22 protein-coding genes and 1 pseudogene are annotated in these 22,162 nt (G+C 50.7%); 8 read left to right on the top strand and 15 right to left on the bottom strand.

Annotated features, from left to right (window positions below):
* Positions 1 to 507 precede the first annotated feature (507 nt).
* The 4 genes and pseudogenes from JNJ77_07550 to JNJ77_07535 all read right to left on the bottom strand — a co-directional run bounded on the left by JNJ77_07550 (position 508) and on the right by JNJ77_07535 (position 4,054).
* Positions 508 to 951 (bottom strand): annotated as a pseudogene (locus JNJ77_07550) (MGMT family protein).
* A 26-nt stretch (positions 952 to 977) separates the two neighbouring features.
* The gene (locus JNJ77_07545) at positions 978 to 1,493 is read right to left on the bottom strand and encodes a hypothetical protein (GenBank protein MBL8822424.1); all 516 of its coding nucleotides are present in this window, start codon (positions 1,491 to 1,493) and stop codon (positions 978 to 980) included.
* A gap of 22 nt (positions 1,494 to 1,515) precedes the next feature.
* Positions 1,516 to 3,213 carry a transcription termination factor Rho gene (gene rho / locus JNJ77_07540; protein MBL8822423.1) on the bottom strand — a complete coding sequence of 566 codons (1,698 nt, stop codon included), beginning with the start codon at positions 3,211 to 3,213 and terminating at the stop codon, positions 1,516 to 1,518.
* A gap of 235 nt (positions 3,214 to 3,448) precedes the next feature.
* Entirely contained in the window at positions 3,449 to 4,054 is a 606-nt protein-coding gene (locus JNJ77_07535; GenBank protein ID MBL8822422.1) for a dephospho-CoA kinase, read from the bottom strand.
* 188 nt (positions 4,055 to 4,242) lie between these two features.
* Between JNJ77_07535 and JNJ77_07530 the strand changes: the two genes are divergently transcribed.
* On the top strand, positions 4,243 to 5,316 hold the full coding sequence (locus JNJ77_07530; GenBank protein MBL8822421.1) for a trypsin-like peptidase domain-containing protein: 1,074 nt from the start codon (positions 4,243 to 4,245) through the stop codon (positions 5,314 to 5,316).
* Positions 5,317 to 5,318: 2 nt separating this feature from the next.
* Here JNJ77_07530 and JNJ77_07525 read toward each other — a convergent pair whose 3' ends face one another.
* On the bottom strand, positions 5,319 to 5,879 hold the full coding sequence (locus JNJ77_07525) for a hypothetical protein (protein MBL8822420.1): 561 nt from the start codon (positions 5,877 to 5,879) through the stop codon (positions 5,319 to 5,321).
* A 322-nt stretch (positions 5,880 to 6,201) separates the two neighbouring features.
* Between JNJ77_07525 and JNJ77_07520 the strand changes: the two genes are divergently transcribed.
* The 3 genes from JNJ77_07520 to JNJ77_07510 all read left to right on the top strand — a co-directional run bounded on the left by JNJ77_07520 (position 6,202) and on the right by JNJ77_07510 (position 8,227).
* Positions 6,202 to 6,567: an STAS domain-containing protein gene (locus JNJ77_07520; protein ID MBL8822419.1), complete on the top strand. Its 366-nt coding sequence runs from the start codon at positions 6,202 to 6,204 to the stop codon at positions 6,565 to 6,567.
* Between the two features lie 58 nt (positions 6,568 to 6,625).
* A complete protein-coding gene (locus JNJ77_07515; protein ID MBL8822418.1) occupies positions 6,626 to 7,063 on the top strand; it encodes an ATP-binding protein in 438 nt (145 codons plus the stop codon).
* A 66-nt stretch (positions 7,064 to 7,129) separates the two neighbouring features.
* Complete coding sequence (locus JNJ77_07510) at positions 7,130 to 8,227, top strand: flippase-like domain-containing protein (GenBank protein ID MBL8822417.1); 1,098 nt, start codon at positions 7,130 to 7,132, stop codon at positions 8,225 to 8,227.
* On the opposite strand, the gene JNJ77_07505 is transcribed toward JNJ77_07510, so the two are convergent.
* The 8 genes from JNJ77_07505 to JNJ77_07470 all read right to left on the bottom strand — a co-directional run bounded on the left by JNJ77_07505 (position 8,185) and on the right by JNJ77_07470 (position 16,188).
* Positions 8,185 to 9,915 (bottom strand): GH3 auxin-responsive promoter family protein, encoded by a 1,731-nt coding sequence (locus tag JNJ77_07505; GenBank protein ID MBL8822416.1) that lies wholly within the window; start codon positions 9,913 to 9,915, stop codon positions 8,185 to 8,187. The two genes, JNJ77_07510 and JNJ77_07505, sit on opposite strands and share 43 nt — an antisense overlap.
* Positions 9,916 to 9,996: 81 nt before the next feature.
* A complete protein-coding gene (locus JNJ77_07500) occupies positions 9,997 to 11,058 on the bottom strand; it encodes an alpha/beta hydrolase (protein MBL8822415.1) in 1,062 nt (353 codons plus the stop codon).
* A 125-nt stretch (positions 11,059 to 11,183) separates the two neighbouring features.
* Complete coding sequence (locus JNJ77_07495; protein ID MBL8822414.1) at positions 11,184 to 12,470, bottom strand: beta-ketoacyl-[acyl-carrier-protein] synthase II; 1,287 nt, start codon at positions 12,468 to 12,470, stop codon at positions 11,184 to 11,186.
* 137 nt (positions 12,471 to 12,607) lie between these two features.
* The gene (locus JNJ77_07490; GenBank protein ID MBL8822413.1) at positions 12,608 to 13,888 is read right to left on the bottom strand and encodes a beta-ketoacyl-[acyl-carrier-protein] synthase family protein; all 1,281 of its coding nucleotides are present in this window, start codon (positions 13,886 to 13,888) and stop codon (positions 12,608 to 12,610) included.
* 61 nt (positions 13,889 to 13,949) lie between these two features.
* The gene (locus JNJ77_07485) at positions 13,950 to 14,441 is read right to left on the bottom strand and encodes a beta-hydroxyacyl-ACP dehydratase (GenBank protein MBL8822412.1); all 492 of its coding nucleotides are present in this window, start codon (positions 14,439 to 14,441) and stop codon (positions 13,950 to 13,952) included.
* A gap of 2 nt (positions 14,442 to 14,443) precedes the next feature.
* On the bottom strand, positions 14,444 to 14,836 hold the full coding sequence (locus JNJ77_07480) for an acyl carrier protein (GenBank protein MBL8822411.1): 393 nt from the start codon (positions 14,834 to 14,836) through the stop codon (positions 14,444 to 14,446).
* Between the two features lie 89 nt (positions 14,837 to 14,925).
* Positions 14,926 to 15,684, bottom strand: a complete 759-nt coding sequence (locus tag JNJ77_07475) for a 3-oxoacyl-ACP reductase FabG (GenBank protein MBL8822410.1) — start codon at positions 15,682 to 15,684, stop codon at positions 14,926 to 14,928.
* Between the two features lie 18 nt (positions 15,685 to 15,702).
* Positions 15,703 to 16,188 (bottom strand): beta-hydroxyacyl-ACP dehydratase, encoded by a 486-nt coding sequence (locus JNJ77_07470; protein MBL8822409.1) that lies wholly within the window; start codon positions 16,186 to 16,188, stop codon positions 15,703 to 15,705.
* Positions 16,189 to 16,374: 186 nt separating this feature from the next.
* Between JNJ77_07470 and JNJ77_07465 the strand changes: the two genes are divergently transcribed.
* Positions 16,375 to 17,235 carry a hypothetical protein gene (locus JNJ77_07465; GenBank protein ID MBL8822408.1) on the top strand — a complete coding sequence of 287 codons (861 nt, stop codon included), beginning with the start codon at positions 16,375 to 16,377 and terminating at the stop codon, positions 17,233 to 17,235.
* A 55-nt stretch (positions 17,236 to 17,290) separates the two neighbouring features.
* Here JNJ77_07465 and JNJ77_07460 read toward each other — a convergent pair whose 3' ends face one another.
* A complete protein-coding gene (locus JNJ77_07460; GenBank protein ID MBL8822407.1) occupies positions 17,291 to 17,470 on the bottom strand; it encodes a hypothetical protein in 180 nt (59 codons plus the stop codon).
* 377 nt (positions 17,471 to 17,847) lie between these two features.
* Here JNJ77_07460 and JNJ77_07455 point away from each other — a divergent pair, with 377 nt between their 5' ends.
* The gene (locus JNJ77_07455) at positions 17,848 to 18,033 is read left to right on the top strand and encodes a hypothetical protein (GenBank protein ID MBL8822406.1); all 186 of its coding nucleotides are present in this window, start codon (positions 17,848 to 17,850) and stop codon (positions 18,031 to 18,033) included.
* Positions 18,034 to 18,161: 128 nt separating this feature from the next.
* Positions 18,162 to 19,643, top strand: a complete 1,482-nt coding sequence (locus JNJ77_07450; protein ID MBL8822405.1) for a hypothetical protein — start codon at positions 18,162 to 18,164, stop codon at positions 19,641 to 19,643.
* A 382-nt stretch (positions 19,644 to 20,025) separates the two neighbouring features.
* Here JNJ77_07450 and JNJ77_07445 read toward each other — a convergent pair whose 3' ends face one another.
* Positions 20,026 to 21,111, bottom strand: a complete 1,086-nt coding sequence (locus JNJ77_07445) for a D-TA family PLP-dependent enzyme (protein ID MBL8822404.1) — start codon at positions 21,109 to 21,111, stop codon at positions 20,026 to 20,028.
* 128 nt (positions 21,112 to 21,239) lie between these two features.
* Between JNJ77_07445 and JNJ77_07440 the strand changes: the two genes are divergently transcribed.
* On the top strand, positions 21,240 to 22,127 hold the full coding sequence (locus JNJ77_07440; protein MBL8822403.1) for a 4-hydroxy-tetrahydrodipicolinate synthase: 888 nt from the start codon (positions 21,240 to 21,242) through the stop codon (positions 22,125 to 22,127).
* The last annotated feature ends 35 nt before the right edge of the window (positions 22,128 to 22,162 follow it).

The following is a 22,162-nucleotide window of genomic DNA, read 5'->3' as shown; positions in this document are numbered from 1 at the left end:
GCAAACGCAAGCCACGCACCAAGGAAGCATGTGATCAACTCTGCGGCCAGTGCCTCGACTGGTTCTCGCCTAATGAATGCGCCAACTACCTCCGACATGCAGGATATGCGCCGCAAGAATGGAACTGAAAATGCTCTAGATATCTGCTCCAATGCCTTTTGAGCGAATTGCTGAAACGTTGGAATTTCAGATTCAGGGCAATCATCGACGAGGTAGACATCATGACAGTATTTCAGGATTTCCTCATGCCTAAGTCTACACAGCCTCAGTTGTCCGCGAATCGCAGATTGCAAAGTTTGCTGAAGTTGATTGGAAGGTTCTTCGTTCCATTCGTTTGAGTTGCTCATAATCGTCTCACAGCAGTCACTTTTTACAGTTAAAGATAGTGACATTAAGCAACGCACTAGGTTAACACATTGCCAATGAGCGAGTAAATACTATCGAGTCCGCGTATGATTCAGGATATTAAAAATAGACCACGTTCATTACGCATCAATTTTCAAAAACTCACCCCACCAGCCACCGCTTACCCTTCGCCACCACCTGGTACCCTTCTTCTTCCAGTAACTTCTTGCACCGCTCCACGCCGCCGGGGTATTTCGGATTGATCTCGCTGTCCCCCTTCAGCGTTCGCCAGTAAGGGGTGATATCCGTTTCACCAGCAGCGGCGGCTTCCTCAGCGGCATGGGCGGCGATCCACGCAAAGATGCCGGTGGTGATTGGGCAGGCTACATCCACCTTGTATTTGCGGGCCAGCTTCTGGCAGATATCCTTGATGGTGATCGTCTTACCGAGTGGCACCTTTTTCATGATCGCATCGACATCGCGGGGCCGGGCAATCACAAACGTGCCCTTACCCCACGATTTCTGCAACTTAGGCGGGATCTTCTCGGTGCGTGGAAAATCCTTGTCATCCGCAAGTTTATCCCGTCAGGATGTCCTGTTTGACATGATGGATCACCATTATTTCAAACCAATTACTCAATAACCTTAACATTCTTAACCCATTTCCTTAAGTCATCCAAATCAGTTTGAACTTCAGATAATGCCATTATTGAAATCCCACTTTTTTTGGTGAACAGAAATGTCATCTCCACGGTTAATTCCTGTTGTTGGTCATTAGTGAACACCAAGCGCTGGTTGATCTTATTGTCATAATCCAATTCATTTACGTTTGGTATTTTGGTTTTATTCTTATCTACTATCCAGCCTTTCTTTTGAAAGCCTTTGACTGTTTCGTTAACATTTGCGGTAAATGCTGCTCGACGATGATTTCGCTTTGTGAAATCTTCACGGGCATCGATCGTGAGTACAACCCTAGAGTTGTTAGCACCTTTCTCGAAGAAGAATACGTAACCTTTGTTGTCTCCATTTTTGAAATCTAATGTTCCAGCTTGATAGTTCCGTGGAATGGAACCAAATTCTACATATTTCTTAATTTCAGTCAGATTGTCATCAACAATACTAAGGCTGATTGCGATCAGACAGAGCATAACGTTCCCCCTTGTAGATTTATTACGCCAGGTTCATAGCCGTCATCAGCTCAGAATTAGCCTTGGTGCGTGCCATGCGGCTCGTGAGTAGTTCCATCGCTTCCACCGGATTCATATCGCTGAGCACTTTGCGAAGGATGCCGACAAAGCGAAGTTCATCAGGCGTGAAAAGCAGTTCTTCGCGACGAGTACCCGAAGCATTGATATCGATGGCAGGCCAGATGCGCTTATCCACCAGTCGGCGATCCAGGTGCAACTCCGCGTTACCGGTACCTTTGAACTCTTCAAAGATCACTTCATCCATACGAGAATTGGTATCAACCAGTGCGGTGGCAATAATCGTCAGGCTGCCACCCTCTTCGATATTGCGGGCAGCACCGAAGAATCGCTTGGGCTTGTGCAAAGCGTTGGCATCAATACCACCGGAGAGCAGCTTGCCTGAGCCGGGTGCTTCGGTGTTATACGCACGAGCCATACGGGTAATGGAATCGACGAAGATCACGACATCGTTGCCATACTCGACCAGTCGGCGTGATTTCTCGATGACAATATCGCAAATTTGCACATGTCGGCTTGCAGGTTCATCAAAGGTGCTGCTGACCACTTCGCAGCGTGGCCCTTTCACCTTGCGTTCCATGTCGGTCACTTCTTCAGGCCGTTCATCAATGAGCAGCACAATGACATAACATTCAGGATGGTTATGCAGAATGGAGTTTGCCATCTTCTGCATCAGCACCGTCTTGCCGGTACGGGGCGGAGCGACAATCAAACCACGCTGGCCTTTGCCAATCGGCATGGCCAGATCGACAACACGCATGCTCACTTCGTCGCTGGAGGTTTCCAGCCGCATGCGTTTATCGGGGTGCAGCGGGGTCAGGTCATCGAAGGCCACTTTCTGCGGGAGCTGTTCGGGATGTTCGTAATTGATGGCTTCCACCCGTAGCAGGGCAAAATAGCGTTCATTTTCCTTGGGTGGCCGAATCTGTCCGTGCACAATGCAGCCGTTGCGCAGGCCAAACCGGCGAATCTGGCTGGGTGAAATGTAAATATCATCAGGGCATGGCAGGTAGTTGTAATCGGGGCTGCGGAGGAAGCCAAACCCATCGGGCAGGATTTCGAGTGTACCTTCGCCATACATCAGGCCATTCTGCTTTACCCGTTCCTTCAGAATCTTGAAGATCAGATCCTGCTTCTTCATGCCCGTGTATTCGTTGATGCCTTCGTCTTTGGCAATCTTGATGAGCTGCTGCATGCTCATCTGCTGCAGTTCGGTGATGTACATCGCACCGCGTTTGACTTCTTCGTAGCGGGCCTGGGTTTCAGGATCGTAAACGGCTTCCTCTTCGCCCGGTGCCGGGCCAGCGCCGGGAAGAATCTGCTGTGGCAGAGGTGGCAACATGGGTTTGCGGATGACAGGCCGCGGAGGAATTTCCTGTACGACAACCGGGTTAGCAGCGCGTTCTGAAGCTTCGGGGGTTGGAGCAGGTTCGCTGGTCAATTCGGAAGATGGCGTCAGGATGGGGCCATCCTGGGTTCGAATGGGTTCATCCCCACGGGAGAACGTGACATCGCTCAGGTCTTCATTCGAGCCGGCGGATTCCTCTTCTTCTTTCTCAATATCCTCTTGCAGTTCCAGTTCTTTGGTGGAGGATCGTGATCGATTCTTGCTTCCCTTGGGGCGACCGGGAGATCGCTTGGCAGAAGTACGCGATTCGGGCATGTGCTCAATTTCCTTATCACCCAGCCAGTCAGTTGAAACGCTCCTGACATCAGCTTGCTGGAACCTGTTCTGGCGAAGGAACCTTCTGCCGAGAGAACAAGTGGAGAACCAGTGAGCCAGCGGAGCGACCACGCTGGGGAGAACGAATGTCTCCCTTTAGTAAGTGAACGGCGTGGTTAACCAGCGATTCAGGTGTTGTGCTGCAAGTACGATACCTGCAACGAGGATTTATTCCTCATTGTCGAGAATAGCGATTTATGAGGTCGTTTACCAGTCTTTCCGTGAAAACTTCATCACCTTCATTCGGAATAATATGCTGACTTGCACTCTTTTTCTGTTCGAGTGGCCACTGAGTTGCCTCTCGGCGATAAAGCTCTTCAGCTGACCAGCCCCGCTTCGCCACTCGCTGCAATCGCACCGGCAGCGAGGCATCGACAAAAATCACCGCAGAACAGTGCTCTTTCCAGCCTGTTTCCAGCAAAATAGCGGCATCCAGGATCGCCAGTTTGATATCCGGATTCTTTTCAGCCAGTTCCAGAGCCTGTTTGATGGCTTGCCCAATATAAGGGAACACCAGCCCTTCCAGCTTTAGCTTCTCTTCGGCTTTACTGAAGACACGATGCCCCAGCGCTTTGCGGTCTACTTCGCCATCGGTGCCGAAAACTGCATCACCCCAGTTGGCTTTGATCTTCTCTTTGATGGCAGGCTGCAGCAGCGCTTCATGCCCGAACTTATCTGCATCAAGAACGATGGCCCCACGCATGGCAAACAGCGAAGCAATGTAGCTTTTACCGCTGCCAATCCCCCCCACCAGCCCCAACACGGGTAAAGTAGATTTCATGAATGGATGCATAGGTTTATGATATGGCAGAGTATATTACTACGGGTCAAGATTCAGATCCTGTTTGCGCAAAATTCGCACAGTACGGAGCTTTACACCTAGAAAATGTCAATTCAACTCGCAACTTTTATGGAGTGAGAATCTCATACTGTGATATGCTAGGTGATTCAACAAAGCGAGAATGTGATATGCGTGTCCCCTGTACCTGGTTGCTGTTACTCGTAGCAGTACAACCCGCGTTGGCACAGGGAAAAACTGCAGATAGTATTTTCGATAAAACTTTGCGTTCGTGCGTATTCATCGTGGCAGCAGCTAGTGAAGGCTCTTCGCGAGTTTTTACGGGTACAGGGTCATACGTCGGCAATCGATCTGGTAATCCTATCGTAGTTACGAATTATCATGTCATCGCATCCTGTCTGAAAGAATCTGGCAGGCACAACGAAGTTATTGTCATGTTCCCCGTCAAGAATTCTCGTGGCGAGGTTGAACAGAATCGTTCCCGCTATCTGCAAAGCAGCAAGGATTCCGCATTCACGTTCCGTGGTCGTATCGTGGCATATGCCAAAACCAAGGACCTGGCATTGATTGAACTCATACTCGAAAAGAGATCTCTTCCCAAAGGTGTGACAGCTTTACCACTGGCAGCGAATTCACCCCGCCCCAGTTCGCGTGTGCACACCATCGGCAACACTGGCGTGGGGGGTATGTGGAGTTATACCGAAGGCAATGTTCGCAGCATTTACGACAAGCAGTTTGCGGTCAGGTTGGGAAACAGCGAGGTACTGCAGATCAATGCCAAGCTGATCGAGAGTTCCAATCCTACCAACAAGGGCGATTCAGGTGGTCCGTTGGTCAACGATGACGGCGAGTTGGTCGGTGTTACCCAAGGGGGCGTGACGACAGCCAATCAGTTATCAACGTTTATTGATCTCAGCGAAGTAAAAGCATTGTTACAGCAACAGAAAATCACACTGCCCAGACGATCTGCAACGCTGGCACAGCAGCCACAAGAGAAGAATGGTGATATGCAGGCCAACAGTGCTGAAGCCAGCAAGAATGCACCAGAAAAAGAAAAGCCTAAGCTTAATCCTCGAGAAGCGGAGGCAGCTTCCAAACTCCGTTTTGCACAACGGGCTTTCAAAGTGAAAGACTACGGTATTGCTGAGCAGTTCCTGAAACAGATCATCAATGACTATGATGATACGGCAGCCGTCGTGGAGGCTCGTACTCTCTTGGAGGAAGTTAAGAAAGCACAGAAGTAATCTCAGCGAACTTCCGTGAATCGCCAGAGAGGAATATGTGGAGGCAGCTTGGCCTGCTGATAGTCAACGATACCCAACATATCTTGTAGTCGTTTCAGTGCCTGCCGACGAATGTGGACATAGTAGTATTCGCATCGAGCATCGCGCACGTTGTCCCAGATCTGGTACAGGAATTCCACCTCTTCACGGGCAGCCCGCAATTCAGCGCAGTGCGGATAAAGTGGCAAGGCATTTTCTAATTGTTGCCGGTAAGCTCGGTTAAAAAGCAGCAGTTCATTAACGAGGGAACGATCAGGGAATCGAACGGCATCCTGAAGGGAAGGCGCCTGGTTCAGGTCGTGGGCACGTCGTTGCAGCATGCGTAGATCGCTGATGAATTCATCAGGCTTGGCAAGGACATATTTCACTTCACGGGGATCGAGTATTTCACACGCCAGGGCTACCTGTACCATGGGTTTACTGACGACGGCGTGCCAGCCAGCCATGGAGCGGTTTTCGGTCAACTGCACAGGTTCCATGCCCTGCAGGATGAGAATTGCCAGCGCCAAATCGATACCAAACATACAATCCTCCCACCGCGAATAAAGCGGCTGAGCTGCTGACTGAGGCTGGCGGGGAGAGGCGACGACCGTCCGCTGGTGCGGCTGGAGGGACGAATTTCCGGCTATTCCATCCGAAAATGGGTTCCCACAGGGGCAGAAACTGGACGACCAGACTTATTCGCCAGACCTCAAAAGAGGCTGATCGAGATTGTCCATCCGTTTGCTTGCTGTCGGGGTTGGTAGTGGTTTGGCAGGAACTCGCAATGCTATTCCTACCCAATGTCGTCTTATCGGCTATAATTATTCATTACTTGAATCGATCGACGAAAAAGGGAGCGAACCAATGGCTGCTCAGCCCAAGAGATTACTGGAAGTGCATACCATTGATAATGTTGCGGTGGTAAGCGTCGTGGCTGGGCGTATTCTGGATGATCAAGTCATCCAACAGTTTGGAGATCAGCTCAAGAGCCTGGTTGAACAATCAGGTCATCAGCGCATCCTACTTAATTTCTCCAAAGTAGAGTATCTCTCCAGTGCAGCATTAGGTAAACTCATGGTACTGCGCAAGCAAGTTGAAGCGATTCGAGGCAAACTCGCTCTCACCGATATTGACCCTACCATTTTTGAAGCGTTTAAAATTACCGGCTTTGATCGCATTTTTCAGATTTTTGATTCTGAGCAAGAGGGGTTGCAATATCTTCAGAACTGATCTATGTCTCTCCACAATGCCAGGGATAGGCGTATCACCTTGTTCTGGAATGTCTGGAATGTCCGTTCAACCTGTACAACCACAAGACCTACCTGAATGCCATGTGATTCCCAGTGAAGCCTGTGAAGCGTCCAGGATTCGCGACTTGATCGCCAGCCGATTGCGGGATTCAGGCTTTCAGGAAAAAGACGTCATCGACATCCACCAGGCACTGGAAGAAGCCCTGGTCAATGCCATCAAGCATGGCAACCAGTGTGACGGGAAGAAACAATTACGCATTTCATTCTGTGTTGATCACGAATGTTTTCAGATATGCATTGAAGATGAAGGCGACGGATTCAATCCCGATGAAGTACCGAGTCCACTGATCTCCGAACGATTGGAAACGCCTTGCGGTCGCGGTTTGCTGATGATGCGTCATTACATGTCGGAAGTCAACTATCTTGAACCGGGCAACGCTGTCATGATGGTGAAAAAGCGTTGTGAATGTGCATGATGCATTTTGTCCATTTGCATGTAATCTGAGGCTGTTTTGTCGCAAAAAATGAGCTAACCTTTCTCCATGTCCATCTCGCCCGATGTATCATCACCTTTGCCTTGGTATGCGTTCACACGACGCAACGTGATTCGCTGGACAATCATCCTGCTGGTGATCGGGATTCTCAGTTATTTTGCATATCACAAAGGCAGTGAATTCTGGGAAGAGCTGAAAAAGCAATGGTCGCAGACTAACCTGAGTATCCATGAATTTGGTTATGGCTGGTTTATTACCGGATTGATTGTCTTTTTTGTCAGCGTCTTATCCACCTTCATCCGCTGGCGGATTTTGCTGCATGCATTGCATATTGAATGCAGTTATCTCAATGCCATGAGACTTGGTTTTGTCGGCTACGTTGGCAGCATGCTGCTTCCCGGCTCGACCATGGGCGATGCATTCAAAGCCGGGTTCATCATGAAGGAGAATCCAGGGAATCGGCTCGGCGCCCTGGCTAGCATTGTAGTGGATCGTTTCATTGGTTTGTACAGTCTGTTCCTGCTTTCAGCCTGCGTGGGCTTGTTCCATTTGGATACCATCTGGTCGTATAAAGGAGCAGGAGGAGATGAACTGCGTGTGGCGTATTATGTTATTGCAGCAGTAGCAATCGCGGGTATTGCTCTCTATCTGCTGTTTATTTTTTTGCCAGTGCAGGGAAAAGGCTATCGAGCCCAGGTTCACCGCATCAAATTCATTGGAAATTTTCTCAGTAAGATTTTGGGGGCATTCGTTCAATACAGGCTTTATCCCTGGGCCATGGTACAAGCCGTTGTAGTGGGCATGGCAGGTCACATTGGGTTCGTACTGAGTTACTACTTTGCTTCCCGTGCATTACCCGGCCCTGGACCAACCCCCGATTGGCAGATGCATTTCATCATCATACCCTTTTTCATGGTATTTCAGGCTGTTCCTATCTCGTTCGGCGGCAACCTCGGTGTAGGCGATCTGGTTCTGGGTGGACTTTATCAGATTGTCGGAGCCATGCAGATGAAAGGGCTGCTGGCGTCACTGATTCAGCGACTAATTACGTGGATAGTAGCGCTCATCGGATTAATCTGGTATATACCGCTTCAGCGTAAGTTTCAGATTCTCAAAGCTGAGCCTGCTGTTTCAGCCTCGGAATAATCTTCTGTTGTGATGGTTTTCACGACAGGCATTTTGGTCTTGAACTGAACATCGTTAATCAGGCAAGGACGCTTGTACTGCTCTGAAGAACCTCCTGCCTTGGCCAATCGGGCAGCATCCCATCTGGACCATGTTCCCGCAGGCAGCACACAGACTTCAATCATTTTCAAACGCTGGCTTTCACGCTTGGTTTGATATTCCATGTTCTGTTCACGTAAGCATTCGTCAAAATCAGCTGCTAGCTGATCAACCGACAGGCATTTCAGATCATGCTCTTCGAGGTACAGGCTGTAGCCTGGAGTACGATCATCCCAATAGGGAGCCAGAGAATAGGCAGAAGGTAGATAGCCCCAGCGAGACGATGCACTTTTCATCGCTGCAACTACCTGGAATTCCGAGAGCTTCTCCCCTGTCATATTCGAGAACAATGAGCCTTTGCTCAGGAATTCCACAACCGGCGTTGTGTGGCAGCGGTCTACCACGCGTACCACGTCGAAGATGTTGTAGCGGTATAGACCGTAGGATGTGGTGGGCAGCAGATAGTAGTTCTTGCCAATTTCGAGTTCTTCCGCAGTCAGCGTTATGGGGTTTCGCGAGTCGATTTCCCCTTCTGGAATGAACTCGAAATAATGACTGCCAATGTCCAGAACTCCTCCCGAAGTGCCTTCTTCCAGGGGAATGGTCATGCGTCCTTCGCTGGCCAACAGCCCCAGATCACGCACGGGGGTGTTACCAAAATACTGAGGAAACTGCTTGAGATAGAGGCCCACACTTCCACCAGTCCAGCACCCGATAGTGTGAATGGGTTCCCAGGCATTTTCAGGCGTTAATCCCTGATACCTGCGGCGGATTTGTTCCAGTTGTCTGGCTCGTCCAGGCATTTTCTTCAGGGCGGGACGCAACTGCTGACGCACAGCGTCAGGGATATTTACAGACTGATCAATTGTGCCGTCATGCAGATCGCGCAGCAGGTCTTCCTGCCTGAGATCCAGCATCTGAGCCATCTTGATGAGTGTACTAGGGTTGGCTGAAACCAGCAGTCCAAGTTCCTTTCGCATCAGCGCCATGCGCAATGCGAGATAGAGTTTGGCTGAAGTATCTTTGATCTTGCCGGTGCAGGCAGGCATGCAGTAATACCAGCGGACCACCGGTTTCTGCATGTGCGTGGTGAGTCCACTGACACTGCCACAGGGAACATTGGATTCTGTTCGCCATTCATCCCAATCGCTGACGAGTTGCAGAATGGGTTTCATGACTGCTTTGGGGTACTTCTCAAACAGACCACTTCCCCAGATCGTAGTCCCCCGACGGTAATCTTTCAGATAGCTTTTTGTAACAGGGATGTACTTGCGCGATGCAGTCGTTCCGCTGGTCAAAGCAAACATGTGAATGAACGAATCGTGCAGCAGTGCCTGGGTATTTCCCTGCTTAACCTGGTTGATATAGGGTTCCAGATTTTCGTAGGTTTGCAGGCAGACCTGCCGACGGTATTGCTCTGGCGAACGAATACTACTGAACCCGTGGACTCGCCCGAACTCGGTATGCTGCTGCTGGTGCACTATGCTCAGAAGCAATTGACGCTGTTGTTCAGCACAGTTTCTGGTTTTGTCCAGGAATTGTGATTTCCAGCCTCCTGCCTGGGCTAATGCATATCCAACCAGTGCTCGGGCAACAGTGGGCCAGAACATCACATGCATCCCTCAAAAATTCCATTTCCACGGTCTGGGGACACCGCGGGCACCTGAGTATCATGCCCTGCAAAATCAACCCTAGATACCAGCGGTACTGAATTTCGAGTCGCTTCGCGACTTCGATTGTTCCAGTTGTATCGAAGGCAACGATTGTGGAACGGGTACGGTTACCAGATGTTCGACAAAGAAAGAGGTGGTAAAGAGTTTGTATTCGTCTTCAGCAACATCGATTGCCTGGTTATGCTTGGCACCTTCCACCATCCATAATTGACGCAGTGATCGTGGAGCCGCCTTGTGCAAATCCAGTGCTATTTCAGGACGAATATAACCATCGGCCTTGCCGTGAATCATATACAACCGCTGTTTCTGTGTGCCCAGACGACGCAAGGCATTACGAACAGACGGGAATGTCAGTTGACGGCGACGATGTACTTCTCCAAGCGTGCTGAGGGCCAGCATGCCGAATATCCACTTGGGAATCCACTGATGCACGGTGGTATTGTGAATATATATTGACATCCACTTGATCATGAATCGAATCATGGTGGCCACGGTACCAAATGCGCCATCAGTCACGAGGCACTTGACAAAACGATCACCTGCACAGGCAACAACCCCGGCACCCGCGCCGCGGCTGACACCGAAGAAACCAATGCCATCAGGTGAACAGAAGGGGGCCTGTTTGAGAAATTCGAGAACTGCTCGAACATCTGCCAGTTCATGCTGTGTTACCCACTGCAGCGGCTGATAACCTTCCAGGTAATCACTGTCACCCTGATTGCGGAAATCGAAGGTAAACAGGTCATACCCTGCATCCAGCAGATGCCCGGCATAATGCATACATGTCCAGCGAGTACCGCCAAATTCGGGAGCAAAAAGAACCAGTCCTTTTTTCTCCGTTGCTGGTGAACGAATAAGGCTTCCCGCCAGCGACAATCCATCAGTAGTGGGAATTCTGAATTCCTCGGCATCAAAGACCGGCGGTGCAGTATGGGCTTTAAAAAACGGCTTCTCTTCAAAAATGCGCAGCACGATGGGACGATAGTAACGGGCAGAATAGAGGTGAAACAGGCCAATGCCAGTTGCACACAGCAATAACAATCCACCGAAAACAAGCAAAATCCAATACAACCAATCCACGGTAACTTCTCCGTACTTTCAAAAAAGCGCACTGTGTCGGTCCTTTTCAAGACCAACCAGTTACCAATACCGGCCATCCATGCCGTTGTGACAACCATAACTCAGGCTGCAAAAAGCCTGAGCTATCAAATTCTGCTCATGATTAACGCAACATTCTGGCCACCAAAACCAAAACTGTTGCTCATCACATGAGAGACCTTCTTTTCCCGAGCCACATTCGGGATATAGTCCAGATCGCAATCAGGATCAGGGACTTCATAATTGATCGTGGGCGGCAACACACCGTGTTGCAATGTCTTCACACAGATTATGGCTTCCACAGCGCCCGCCGCTGCGATGAGATGCCCCATCATGCTTTTACTGCTGGAAACCGGAACCTGTTTGGCTTTATCACCAAAAAGTGTCTTGATTGCTGCCGTTTCACCTTTGTCGTTGACAACGGTGCTTGTGCCATGGGCGTTAATGTAGCCAATATCATCCGCGTTAAGTTGAGCATCGCGTAAGGCATCACGCATGCTGGCAACCGCACCACGACCATCGGGACAGCTATCCGTGACGCGATAAGCATCTGCCGTGGTACCGTAACCTGTTAATTCCGCATATATCTTGGCGCCTCGTTTTTTAGCGTGCTCGTATTCTTCCAGAATGAGGATGCCTGCTCCCTCTCCCATCACAAAACCATTGCGGCGATAATCGAAGGGGCAGGAGGCCCGCTCAGGGTCGTCGTTGTTGGTGCATAAGGCGGTCAGGAGATTAAATCCTGTGATCCCGAAAGGATGAATCATCGTATGGGAACCACCCGTCACCATTATCTCTGCATCGCCGCGGCGAATGATGTCTGCACCTTCGCCGATAGCCTGGCTGCCTGCGGCACACGCTGTCAAACAAGCGTAATTGGGACCACCGAGCTTGAATTGCCTGGCGACATTACCAGCCACCATGTGCAGTTCCTGTTCACGCTCGGAATCAACCTGGAAAGTTGATTTGCTCTGTTGCTCAAACTTCACCACATCCAGTTGCATATTTTCATGGGAAGTGGTTCTATATAGGAGTGGCATCAGCCGTTCGAAATCCTGTCTGCCTTCACCAGCTCCCAGATAAACACCGATTCGGGAAAACTTGCTCTGCTTATCATTCAGTCCTGCATCGCTTAATGCAGCATGCGTGGCTGCCAAGGCGAATTGTGTATTCAGCCCTGCAGATTTGATACGGTCGTTGGCTTTTAAATATTTATCCAATTTAAAGTTACGACACTCTGCAGCTATTCGGGTAGGTAGACTGGAAGCATCAAAACGTGTGATATACCCGACAGCAGATTTGCCGTTGATTTGTGCCCGGTAGAGGCCATCAACGGTTTCACCTTGTGGTGAAATGACCCCCATACCTGTTATGACAACACGCCTATGGCTCATTCAAGGGATTCCAAGCACTTGGAAATTAATTGTGGCAATGAAATAAGCATTACCCAATAATCCTTTTTTTTAGTGTTTCTACCATACTTTGGCGAGAAAAAACTACCTAACCAAGCCAAAAAGTGGTATTACAACTGTTAAACGTTTTTCCATCGTTTCAGGACAATTACTGAGCATTGTCCCATGTCTGAAAAGTTAATTTTCAACGAGTAATCTTTGCTTACCGGACGTTTTTGGGTAACTACAGGCACAGGGCAGGCAGGGTCTGGGTTCTCATAATTGATTGATGCTGGCAGGATGCCATGCTGCAATGCCAACGCACTTATCGCTGTTTCTATGCTGCCTGAAGCTGCTCCCGTATTACCAAAGTACCCTTTGAGTGCCAACACTGGTGGACAAGCTGAACCAAAGGCTCGTTTAAGTCCCTGAGCCTCTGCAATGTCCATCTTCGATTCACTGAATCCCTGGGCTACGATATGATCGAGGTCATGTGCAGTGATGTTCGCATCTTTCATTGCAGCGTGGATGGCTTGGGCGATTCCAGTACCATCCATGTCGAAATCGCAAGCATCGCCTGAACCAACTACTTCAGCGTAGATGGTAGCTTGTCGTTTTCGGGCATGCTCTAACTCTTCCAGCACCAAAATTCCTGCACCTTCGCCTAACACCACGCCAGATCGCTTGCTGTCAAATGGCCTGCACACTGTTTCAGGAGAATCCGTCTGATGCGAAAACGGGTAGAAAATCTGCATTCGGGCAATGCTGAGCGGGCTGATACGGCTGTCACTTCCACCCGTCAGCATGATGTCAGCAATATTCCGCTGCAGAATTCGCCGTCCTTCCGCAACTGATAGATTGCCTGCTACGTCCCCCATAGTTATCGAATTGCTGGGGCCCTGAGCATTGTTGAGAATGGATATGTGAGCTGCTGCAAAATTAGGCAAATACTTCAGCAACCACAAGGGAGGCATCAATGGCAATCCTTCGTTACCCCATATTTTCATGTTGACCGAATTGGTTACAGGATCAACCGTCTTCACCGCAGCTGGAGTTAACTCATCAAGCTCCGATGATATGGTACTCGCACCAAAACTGATTCCTAATCTAGTTGGATCAAACTCTCCTGCCTTGATCCCTGCGTCCTGCAAAGCCAACGAACCGGCGACAAAGCCAATTTGAATGGCCTTACCCATCGTTCTCAGCTGTTTGCGGTCTTTTTTGTCAACCAGATTTTTGGCATCAAAACCGGGTAATTCAGCTGCAACTTGCACCATTAATCCACTGGCATCAAATGACTGGATGGTTTTAACCGCACTTTTGCCAGCAAGTAATCCCTGCCAGGTACCTTCGCGCCCCATGCCAATCGGTGTAACTAACCCAAATCCGGTGATGACAATACGACGTGGTGAAGTGGCCATAGAAAGGATGCCAAGGTTATCTCAAGATTGCTTAAACACGCATTCATATTAGCAGAAATGCTTATGCGCTTGGAGTTGTCTGGTTGTTTTTTAACCGGGACAAACCCAGCATATTTCCTAAATCGCCTGCAAAAACGAAATTTTTGTCACCAAAGATCGCTCCGGAACGGGCTTTATCCAGATGCATGAACATGATTTCGGCTTGTCCGATCTTTACACCATCGGAATGTACTTCGCCCTGAATGGTAGCGCCTTCAGGCCTTAGATCCACAATGTTCGTTGAGTAGATCAGTGTTTCACCCGCCAGCGCTTCCCGCTCGAATTTCGCATTGGCAATCTTGGCTAATACCACCTTTTCCTGAAAGTTGTTAGCTTCACCAACGAGAATCCCACCGGTCTGCGCCAATCCTTCCAGCATCAGACTGACAGGCATGACAGGATAACCAGGAAAATGCTGGGCAAAATGATCTTCGGCCAAGCTCAGATTTTTTACTGACTTGGCCGATTTTCTGGATTCAAACTCGGTAAATCGATCAATCCACATCCAACGCATGATTAACTGCCAGCTTTCAGCTTGTGTTCAATGAAACTGGTTACCATGTCCACCGTGAACAAATCACCGAGGTTTTTCACCTGTGGATTCTTGGCAAACTTGTCGACATCAGCAAAGGGAAGCTTGGCTTTCAATTCGTTGAGGCCATCCGGCGTTACCATGCCATCCTTCACAAACTTGGGATCCTGCTGGAAAATTGCTTCGGGGAACAGTTCATCGCGAGGAATCTTCGTATTGAAACCACGCTCCAACCGAAACACAATATCCAGAAAATCAATTGATTCTGCACCCAGATCTGCTGCAAGCCTGGCTTCAGGCTTGATATCTTCCGGGTCAGCATTGAGTGAGTCTGCCAGTGTGGCTTTGACTTTCTCAAAAATTGCTTCCTTCGTCATCGACATGGCATAACTCCTCAGTTCTAACTCAATCATTATCAAGCACTGGGCAGACAGTCTATCGACTCAACTCTTGACTGGCAAACGAATTAGCCAGCCATCGCGCCTAAACCGAGTCCTCCGTCGACCGTCAGTACCTGCCCGGTCATGTAAGCACTTTCATCACTAGCCAGAAAAACTGCCACTTTGGCAATGTCTTCAGGCTTGCCGAAACGCTTCATGGGAATCGCATTCTTGATGGTATCGCCTGCCAGGTTACGAACAGTTTCGCTCATATCCGTTTCGATAAAGCCAGGGGCAATAGCGTTAATATTGATGCCACGACTTGCCACTTCTACTGCCAAGGCTTTGGTAAATGCATTGATTGCGCCTTTACTCGCCGAGTAATTACATTGCCCCTTGTTGAAGCGGTCTGCCGCCACGCTGGAAATGTTGATGATTCTACCTTTACGTACGCGGAACATGGCTTCGACGATTGGCTTGGTGAAATTAAAGGTGCCACCCAGGTTGGTGTTTACCACCAGGTCCCAATGTTCCGGTTCCATGCGAAGAAACAGGCCATCTTTGATCACCCCAGCATTGTTCACCAGGATATCGATCTGATTCATGTCCTTCAGAATGTTCTCGACACAACTATTTACTGCTGTTCTGTCGGAAGCATCACATTGATATGCCTTGGCTGAACCGCCTTTGCCTGCAATCTCGCTCACCAGTGCATCTGCTGCTTCTTTGCTGCCTCGATATACGATGGCAACCTTAGCTCCTTCTGCAGCGTAAGCCAGACTAATGGCTTTCCCAATGCCACGTGCGCCACCTGTCACAACTGCTACTTTTCCAGCTAATCGCATATCTGCATCTCCGTGTTTCTATTTTCCAGGCCACAATCGAGCAAATTCGAGCCGATAGCCTTGAATGAGTTTTTGATCGACCGATGAATAGACGGGATTCTTGTCTGCCAGGTTATACCTCGCGAGAACTATGCGTCCATTGACAACACTGGTTCCGTCCCGTTCTCCCTGACCCTTGAAAGTAAGTAGTTCTGCTTGGGGATCTATTCCACTAGCAGTTGCGTCGATCGTGATTTTCATTTGCTGACCGGGTTCCAGAAAAGAACCGTATTTGATCCCTTTCACTTCGCGAAGCACAATCACACTGTGCTTGAAATCAGAGCTGGCACGAATCAGCCAGGCTGCTGACTGCACCAGTGCTTCCAGCATTAAAACACCAGGCAGTACCGGAAACATGGGAAAATGATCTGCCAGATATTCCTCACCCAGCGTCAGGTTTTTGGCCGTGACAATCCTTTGACCTGGTATCAATTCGATAATCTTGTCAACCAGTTGAAAACGCATGGAGAGGCTTCACCAAACTTTCGCAAAGACAGAGAATTCTTTATATGCCCAGCTTGATACGATACCTATGGTAATTCTGTCTGGCAATTGCGTGTTACACTAAATCCATGTGAAATACAGTCACTTATCCTTGATTGGTAGTCTGTCAACTTCAGGCCTTTTACTCACAGATATGCTGGAAACACTATGAAACGCTTGCCCACGCATTGCCTGGTTTGCCTCATTTTGTTGCTGGTTTGCATGGCAAATACCTGCCCAGCCTGGTGGGTGAAGGCTCATGGTACCATCGCGGAAGCTGCCTGCATGGTTTTGCCTGAAGATATGCCTGCGTTCTTCCGGGCCGGTGGCAAAACACTGAATCATCTCGCGGGTGAGCCTGACCGGTTCAAAAACAAGGGAGCAGAATTTCTTCGCATCACCGAAGCACCCGATCATTACATCGATCTGGAAGAATTTAGTGGTGAAACACTGCCTCGAGATCGCTTCAAGGCACTCGATGTTTCCAAAAAGCGCGGAGTCACTCCAGAAAAAGCAGGCTACCTGCCTTATGCACTGATGGAGCATTATGACCGGTTAGCTTGTGCCTTTTACGATTATCGCAAGGAACCCGACAACGAAGCAGTTCGCATGAAATGCCTCGTCTATGCTGGCATTCTTTCACACTACACCGGCGATGCCTGCATGCCCTTACATTCCACACGCGACTACGATGGACGAATTGGATTTGATGGCAAGTTCAAGCAGAAAGGCATTCACGCCAAGATTGATGGCTTCCCCGAGAACTTCAATTTTACTGCTGAAGAACTGTCACGAGGCATTGTTGTCTCCAAACTCGATGATCCATGGCAACATGCATTGGAAATTATTCAGGACTCACATCACAACGTGGAACGCTGTTATGAAATCGACTTGTCAGGTGGTTTCGATAAACCGACCGAAGAAAGCCGGGCATTTATCATGAAACACACTTGCCGTTCTACTCAATTCACTGCAAATATGTGGTATAGTGCCTGGCTGAAAAGCGCTACGATGCCTGCACCTTATTGATAGTTTTTTATGTTGGGTGCCATGGTTTCGCTGTACTCAGCGTAACCATGCTCTGCTACCGTATCTCTCTCGACGAATCCCACGCCAGGTAACCTACTACTGCTCCGCCCAGAATGCCAAAAATATCAAGAGTGATGCTGGCCCCGGCGAAGGGAAAACCGACAAATAAATCAAGCAGGAACAGCAGCGTCATAAAGGCTGCTATACCCAAAATAGTGAGACAAAATTTCTTCATGAACGGCACGACAATTCCCCTGGGCCGTACTGACGTTGTGGCTGGCGTCCGCGCTGCCGCCTCCACCCGTGTTTTTGCAACTGCCTGACGAACAGGAGCTAGATCGGCAATGTCTGTCGCCATGTCTCACCATTCTAACTGTTCAAGCAGGGCACGCAACACAAGCCTAGCCGTACAAAGCCGTTTCGCCAAGCGTTTTCTGACAAGAAAATGGTGTAATCAGCAGAATCGGTATGGGTTATCGGTTTGGGATTGAATTCTTTCAATTCAACAATTCCCAGATTCGCAGTTAACCATCTATCATTACTTTCCAGTTCTCATCGACACCATCTCGCAATCTCAATAGATTTCACCGGTTTTTCTTGCATCGCTGGGTGATGCCTCGGATTAAAACTCTCGCCGCGTTCATCACCACCCTATTGCCGGGTGATGCCGTGACTGCTTCAGCAACGGCCAGGCACTACGCCTTCTCCGGCTGGAGTTTGCGGCTCTTCGTTATAGATGCCGGGTACGATCACGTCGGCTTTTTCTTAATGAGCTTGCTGATCGCCCTGCTGAAGTAACCTATCGTCAGCGAAAACTTGAAAAGAAATTCTCAATGGATGTCGATGTAAATACCATCGACTCGCATCTTCGTTTCTATCGTCAATGATTCCCTGGTTTCTCCAGATTACCAATACAGGTGTTGCCCGTGGCTATTTTCTCCAGAAGCAAGCGGTCCCTGGCAGTCATTGGCTTTACCTGGCTCGCCCTATCGAGCGCACATGGACAATCGACTGTGGTTCAGTCGCCACTTCCCGGGAGCCCAGCCCCAACACCGTCACGAACGGAAACACTATTTGCAGAAACGAGCGTACCGGGTTGTGCTACCACAGTATGCCCGCCCGCTTCTTCAGGACGTATCCCGCTCAATCCCTACTGGGACCATGGCCTGCGATTCATGTCCGATGACAACCAGTTCAACCTGCATGTGGGTGGCAATCTTCAGTGGGATTCCGTTTGGCTCATCGCGCCGCAAGGTGTGATTGCTCAACCTTCAGGCAATGCGACCAGTACTCTTAATGATGGTGTTTCGCTGCTGCGTCGGGGAAGGTTTAAAGCGGATGGCACCATCTACGAGATGTTCGACTACTGCATCGAATACGATTTGGCCAATGCCGTCAACGACAACAAGGGCGAGCAGAACCCTACTCAAAGTAATATTGCAGGCAGCCCCTTCCCCGCCAACGTCTGGGTTCAGCTTCGTGAAGTGCCCGTGCTCGGAAACGTGCGGATCGGCAACCAGGTGAAGCCTATCGGCATGTCCAACAACACTTACCAGGGCTTCCTGCCATTCCTCGAACGCTCCTACAACATGGATGCCTTCTATGGCCCGTTCGATGAAGGGTTTGATCCGGGCATCTCCGCCAGCAATTGGACCGAGTCCGAACGCATCACCTGGCGGTATGGTCTCTATCGACCACTCCAGAATGCATTCAGCATCGGAGTAGGTGACTACACCGTCAGCGGACGCATCAGTGGTCTCCCGGTCTATGAAGACGAAGGTAGACAACTCCTTCACGTCGGGCTCAGTGGTGCACAAGGCAGCCTTGTTGCTGACCAGTTCCGCCTGCGTATTCGCCCTACGCTCCGTAACGGCCCTGGTTATGCTGTTCCCACCTTGGCTGATACTGGCACGCTGCCTGGCAGCAACCAGTTCATTGTCAGTCCGGAACTTGCTGGCGTGTATGGTCCCTGGACGTTCCAGGCTGAATGGACAGGCCAGTTCATGCAAGATGCAGTGGGACCAACCGGAGTACCCCAGGGAACAGCGTTCTTCCAGGGTGGCTATGCCCAGGTACTCTTCTTCCTGACAGGTGAACACCAATCATACGACAAGAAGGAAGGTGTCTTTGGCCGAGTGATTCCCCTGCACAACGCCCGCTTCGGCGGCCCCGCTGGTTGCGGTGGCACTGGTGCCTGGCAGATCGGAGCACGCATCAGCTATGTTGATCTCAACGATCAAGCCATCGACGGTGGCAGGCTGGTGGACTTAACCTTAGGCCTCAACTGGTTCCTGAACCCGAACATGAAGATGCAAGCCAACTACACCCTCACCCACCGCGATGGTCAAGGCGGCTCAGGCGATGGCTGGATCAACGGCTTGGGCTTCCGCGTGGCTTGTGACTTTTAACCTGTCAGCGATTTCGATGTCTTCGTACTAACCAGCCTAAACCTAAGGCTACACATCCACCCCCTGCAGAGAACAGTAAATGTAAAGCAACTGTCGGCAGCAGGTACGAATCAGCAGCGGTTGCTGGGCCTAGGTTCCTCACACTAAACAGTCGAGGGATCGCACTTCCGTAGTACCGCCAGAGTGGATACTCCACCGCGTATGCTCCGGAATGGTGCATTTGCAATCGCGTATAGAACACAAGTAGCCCAGCGAACACGAGCAGGAACCCAACGACAAACCAGGGCCAGAGGCGAGGCCGGCGTACTGGAGTAGTCTCTTGCGTTGTGTTGGTTGGTGTTTGCATTGTCATCTCTGCGTAATAACCATCTGCTTGGTGTAACTACCGCCCCCGCGCCGCAATCGCAATCTCCTTCGTCACCCTGCCCTCCTCCACTACATATGCCTTATCGTACATCGCTACCGTCGGGCAGATGTGTTTGGGGATGGCATACGTCGTCATGCCCGGCTTCCATTTGGCTGCATCCTCGGTTTCGACGACGTAGTGCTCTTCGTTGTGCAGGGTACACACTGCGTTTTCCAATCCGACGAGATGCACCCGCTGGCCGAACGGTGGATCAGCACAGATGGCTTTGGTGCCGATGTCGAAGGTCACCAGTTTCGGGCCGGGCCTGCTGATGCAGCGGGTGAGGACTGCTGCAGCGGGGGTGAAGCCCAGCTCCGGGTACTTCGGCCCGTAGCCTGCATCGTGCAAGATGCAGGTGCCAGGCGAGAACGATACCTGCGGGTGCTTGATCATATCAGTCAGCAGCAGGAACGCGGGTGTCCCTCCGAGAACAAACTCCAGGGACTGTCCCGGCTGATCGAGCCCCAGTTGTACCGCTCGCTGATACGTACGCTGCGACAAGGCTCGACGTTCTTCCTGGGCCAGTGCATTGTTGTGGCCGTCATAGAGATGCATGCCACACAGCCTGAGGTGTGTCCACTGGATCACCTTCGCCATCCAGGTGGGCATATCCTGCATGCCGGTCCGATTCTGACCAACGTTGTAATCGAGGAAGAAGCCCAGCTTCACGTTCGCTTGTGCAGCAGCCTGGTTCAGTTGGGTCAGCACCTCATCGTCATCACCCAGGCAGGAGAACCGCGTCTTGGGGAATCGCTGGGCCAGCGCACAGAGCCGCTGCTGATTCGGCCCTACCATCGGGTACGCAATCAGCACATCAGCAGCACCACACTCAGCCAGCACTTCCGCTTCCCGCAGCGTCGCACACTTATGCTTGGCAATCCCCGCCTGCAGATAGAGCTGAGTGATCTCCTTTGTCTTGTGCGTCTTCATGTGAGGCCGCAGCCGAGCAGGCGACCCGGCAATAGCGATCATTCGCTGCAGGTTCGACTGAATCCCTGCCCAGCCGAAGAGGAGCGAAGGCGAAGGGATACTGTTCGTGTCATGGAGCAAAAAAGCATTCATGGCAACACCATACTCATCAGCTGGAAGAAGACAGTATCTTCTCTTGTATCAAGATGGGCACGGAATACCATGCACTATGCTGAAGCGACAATGACTTCAGCTTCCGTTTCCCTCGACGATGAACGATCATGGCGACTAAAGGTGAGATGTTTGCAGGCGTGAGCGTAGCGGTGATCACGCCCTTCCTGAATGGCGAAGTGGATTACCCTGCTCTCAAAAAACTCGTCGATTGGCACATCGAGCAAGGCACCGACTGCATCGTCCCCGTCGGCACCACCGGCGAAGCCCCCACTCTCAGCCACGATGAGCACGAGAAGGTGATCACCACCGTCATCGAGCACTCCAACAAACGCATCAAGGTGATGGCAGGCACAGGCTCGAACAGCACCCGCGAAGCCATCCGCCTGACTAAGTTCGCTCAGAAGGAAGGCGCTGATGGCGCCCTCATGGTCGGCCCGTATTACAACAAGCCCACCCAGGAAGGCTACTACCAGCACTTCAAAGCTGTCACCGAAGCCAGCGATCTGCCCGTGGTGCTCTACAATATCCCCGGCCGCACTGCGTCGAACATCTTGCCTGAAACCATCTGCAAACTGGGCGAACTCAAGAGCATCGTTGCCGTGAAGGAAGCGACGGGATCACTCGATCAAGCTTCACAGATTGCTGTAGGTTCGAACCTCACCGTCCTCAGTGGCGACGACAGCCTGACACTTCCGCTGATGAGCATCGGCGGCCGAGGCGTGGTTTCGGTGGTAGGCAACATCGTGCCAAGAGATATGCAAGCCATGGTGCGTGCGTACCTGAAGGGCGACCACGCCACCGCCCTGCAATGGCACCGCAAACTCTTCCCCCTCTGCCGCGACCTCCTGGGCATCGCAACCAACCCCATCCCCGTGAAAACCGCGATGAAGTTACTCGGCCGCGACCGTGGTGAGTTCCGTCTACCGATGACGCCACTGGACGCCGCCGGCGAAGCCAAGATCAAGAAGACGCTGGGCGAGTATGGCTTGGTGTAATGGTGTGGGACACGATTCCATCGTGTCCGGAAGCC

This window comes from Planctomycetia bacterium (assembly GCA_016795155.1).
Lineage (GTDB): Bacteria > Planctomycetota > Planctomycetia > Gemmatales > HRBIN36 > JAEUIE01.
This window is presented reverse-complemented; position numbering and strand designations above follow the sequence as displayed.

Excerpts from the sequence above, each read along its gene's own strand:
- JNJ77_07530 (MBL8822421.1), top strand. The coding sequence starts at position 4,243 with ATGCGTGTCCCCTGTACCTGGTTGCTGTTACTCGTAGCAGTACAACCC.
- JNJ77_07520 (MBL8822419.1), top strand. The coding sequence starts at position 6,202 with ATGGCTGCTCAGCCCAAGAGATTACTGGAAGTGCATACCATTGATAAT.
- JNJ77_07480 (MBL8822411.1), bottom strand. The coding sequence starts at position 14,836 with ATGACGAAGGAAGCAATTTTTGAGAAAGTCAAAGCCACACTGGCAGAC.
- JNJ77_07470 (MBL8822409.1), bottom strand. The coding sequence starts at position 16,188 with ATGCGTTTTCAACTGGTTGACAAGATTATCGAATTGATACCAGGTCAA.
- JNJ77_07445 (MBL8822404.1), bottom strand. The coding sequence starts at position 21,111 with ATGAATGCTTTTTTGCTCCATGACACGAACAGTATCCCTTCGCCTTCG.
- JNJ77_07535 (MBL8822422.1), bottom strand. The coding sequence starts at position 4,054 with ATGAAATCTACTTTACCCGTGTTGGGGCTGGTGGGGGGGATTGGCAGC.
- JNJ77_07525 (MBL8822420.1), bottom strand. The coding sequence starts at position 5,879 with ATGTTTGGTATCGATTTGGCGCTGGCAATTCTCATCCTGCAGGGCATG.
- JNJ77_07495 (MBL8822414.1), bottom strand. The coding sequence starts at position 12,470 with ATGAGCCATAGGCGTGTTGTCATAACAGGTATGGGGGTCATTTCACCA.
- JNJ77_07455 (MBL8822406.1), top strand. The coding sequence starts at position 17,848 with ATGCCTCGGATTAAAACTCTCGCCGCGTTCATCACCACCCTATTGCCG.
- JNJ77_07545 (MBL8822424.1), bottom strand. The coding sequence starts at position 1,493 with ATGCTCTGTCTGATCGCAATCAGCCTTAGTATTGTTGATGACAATCTG.
- JNJ77_07440 (MBL8822403.1), top strand. The coding sequence starts at position 21,240 with ATGGCGACTAAAGGTGAGATGTTTGCAGGCGTGAGCGTAGCGGTGATC.
- JNJ77_07510 (MBL8822417.1), top strand. The coding sequence starts at position 7,130 with ATGTCCATCTCGCCCGATGTATCATCACCTTTGCCTTGGTATGCGTTC.
- JNJ77_07465 (MBL8822408.1), top strand. The coding sequence starts at position 16,375 with ATGAAACGCTTGCCCACGCATTGCCTGGTTTGCCTCATTTTGTTGCTG.
- JNJ77_07475 (MBL8822410.1), bottom strand. The coding sequence starts at position 15,684 with ATGCGATTAGCTGGAAAAGTAGCAGTTGTGACAGGTGGCGCACGTGGC.
- JNJ77_07490 (MBL8822413.1), bottom strand. The coding sequence starts at position 13,888 with ATGGCCACTTCACCACGTCGTATTGTCATCACCGGATTTGGGTTAGTT.
- JNJ77_07485 (MBL8822412.1), bottom strand. The coding sequence starts at position 14,441 with ATGCGTTGGATGTGGATTGATCGATTTACCGAGTTTGAATCCAGAAAA.
- JNJ77_07460 (MBL8822407.1), bottom strand. The coding sequence starts at position 17,470 with ATGAAGAAATTTTGTCTCACTATTTTGGGTATAGCAGCCTTTATGACG.
- JNJ77_07505 (MBL8822416.1), bottom strand. The coding sequence starts at position 9,915 with ATGTTCTGGCCCACTGTTGCCCGAGCACTGGTTGGATATGCATTAGCC.
- rho (MBL8822423.1), bottom strand. The coding sequence starts at position 3,213 with ATGCCCGAATCGCGTACTTCTGCCAAGCGATCTCCCGGTCGCCCCAAG.
- JNJ77_07515 (MBL8822418.1), top strand. The coding sequence starts at position 6,626 with ATGTCCGTTCAACCTGTACAACCACAAGACCTACCTGAATGCCATGTG.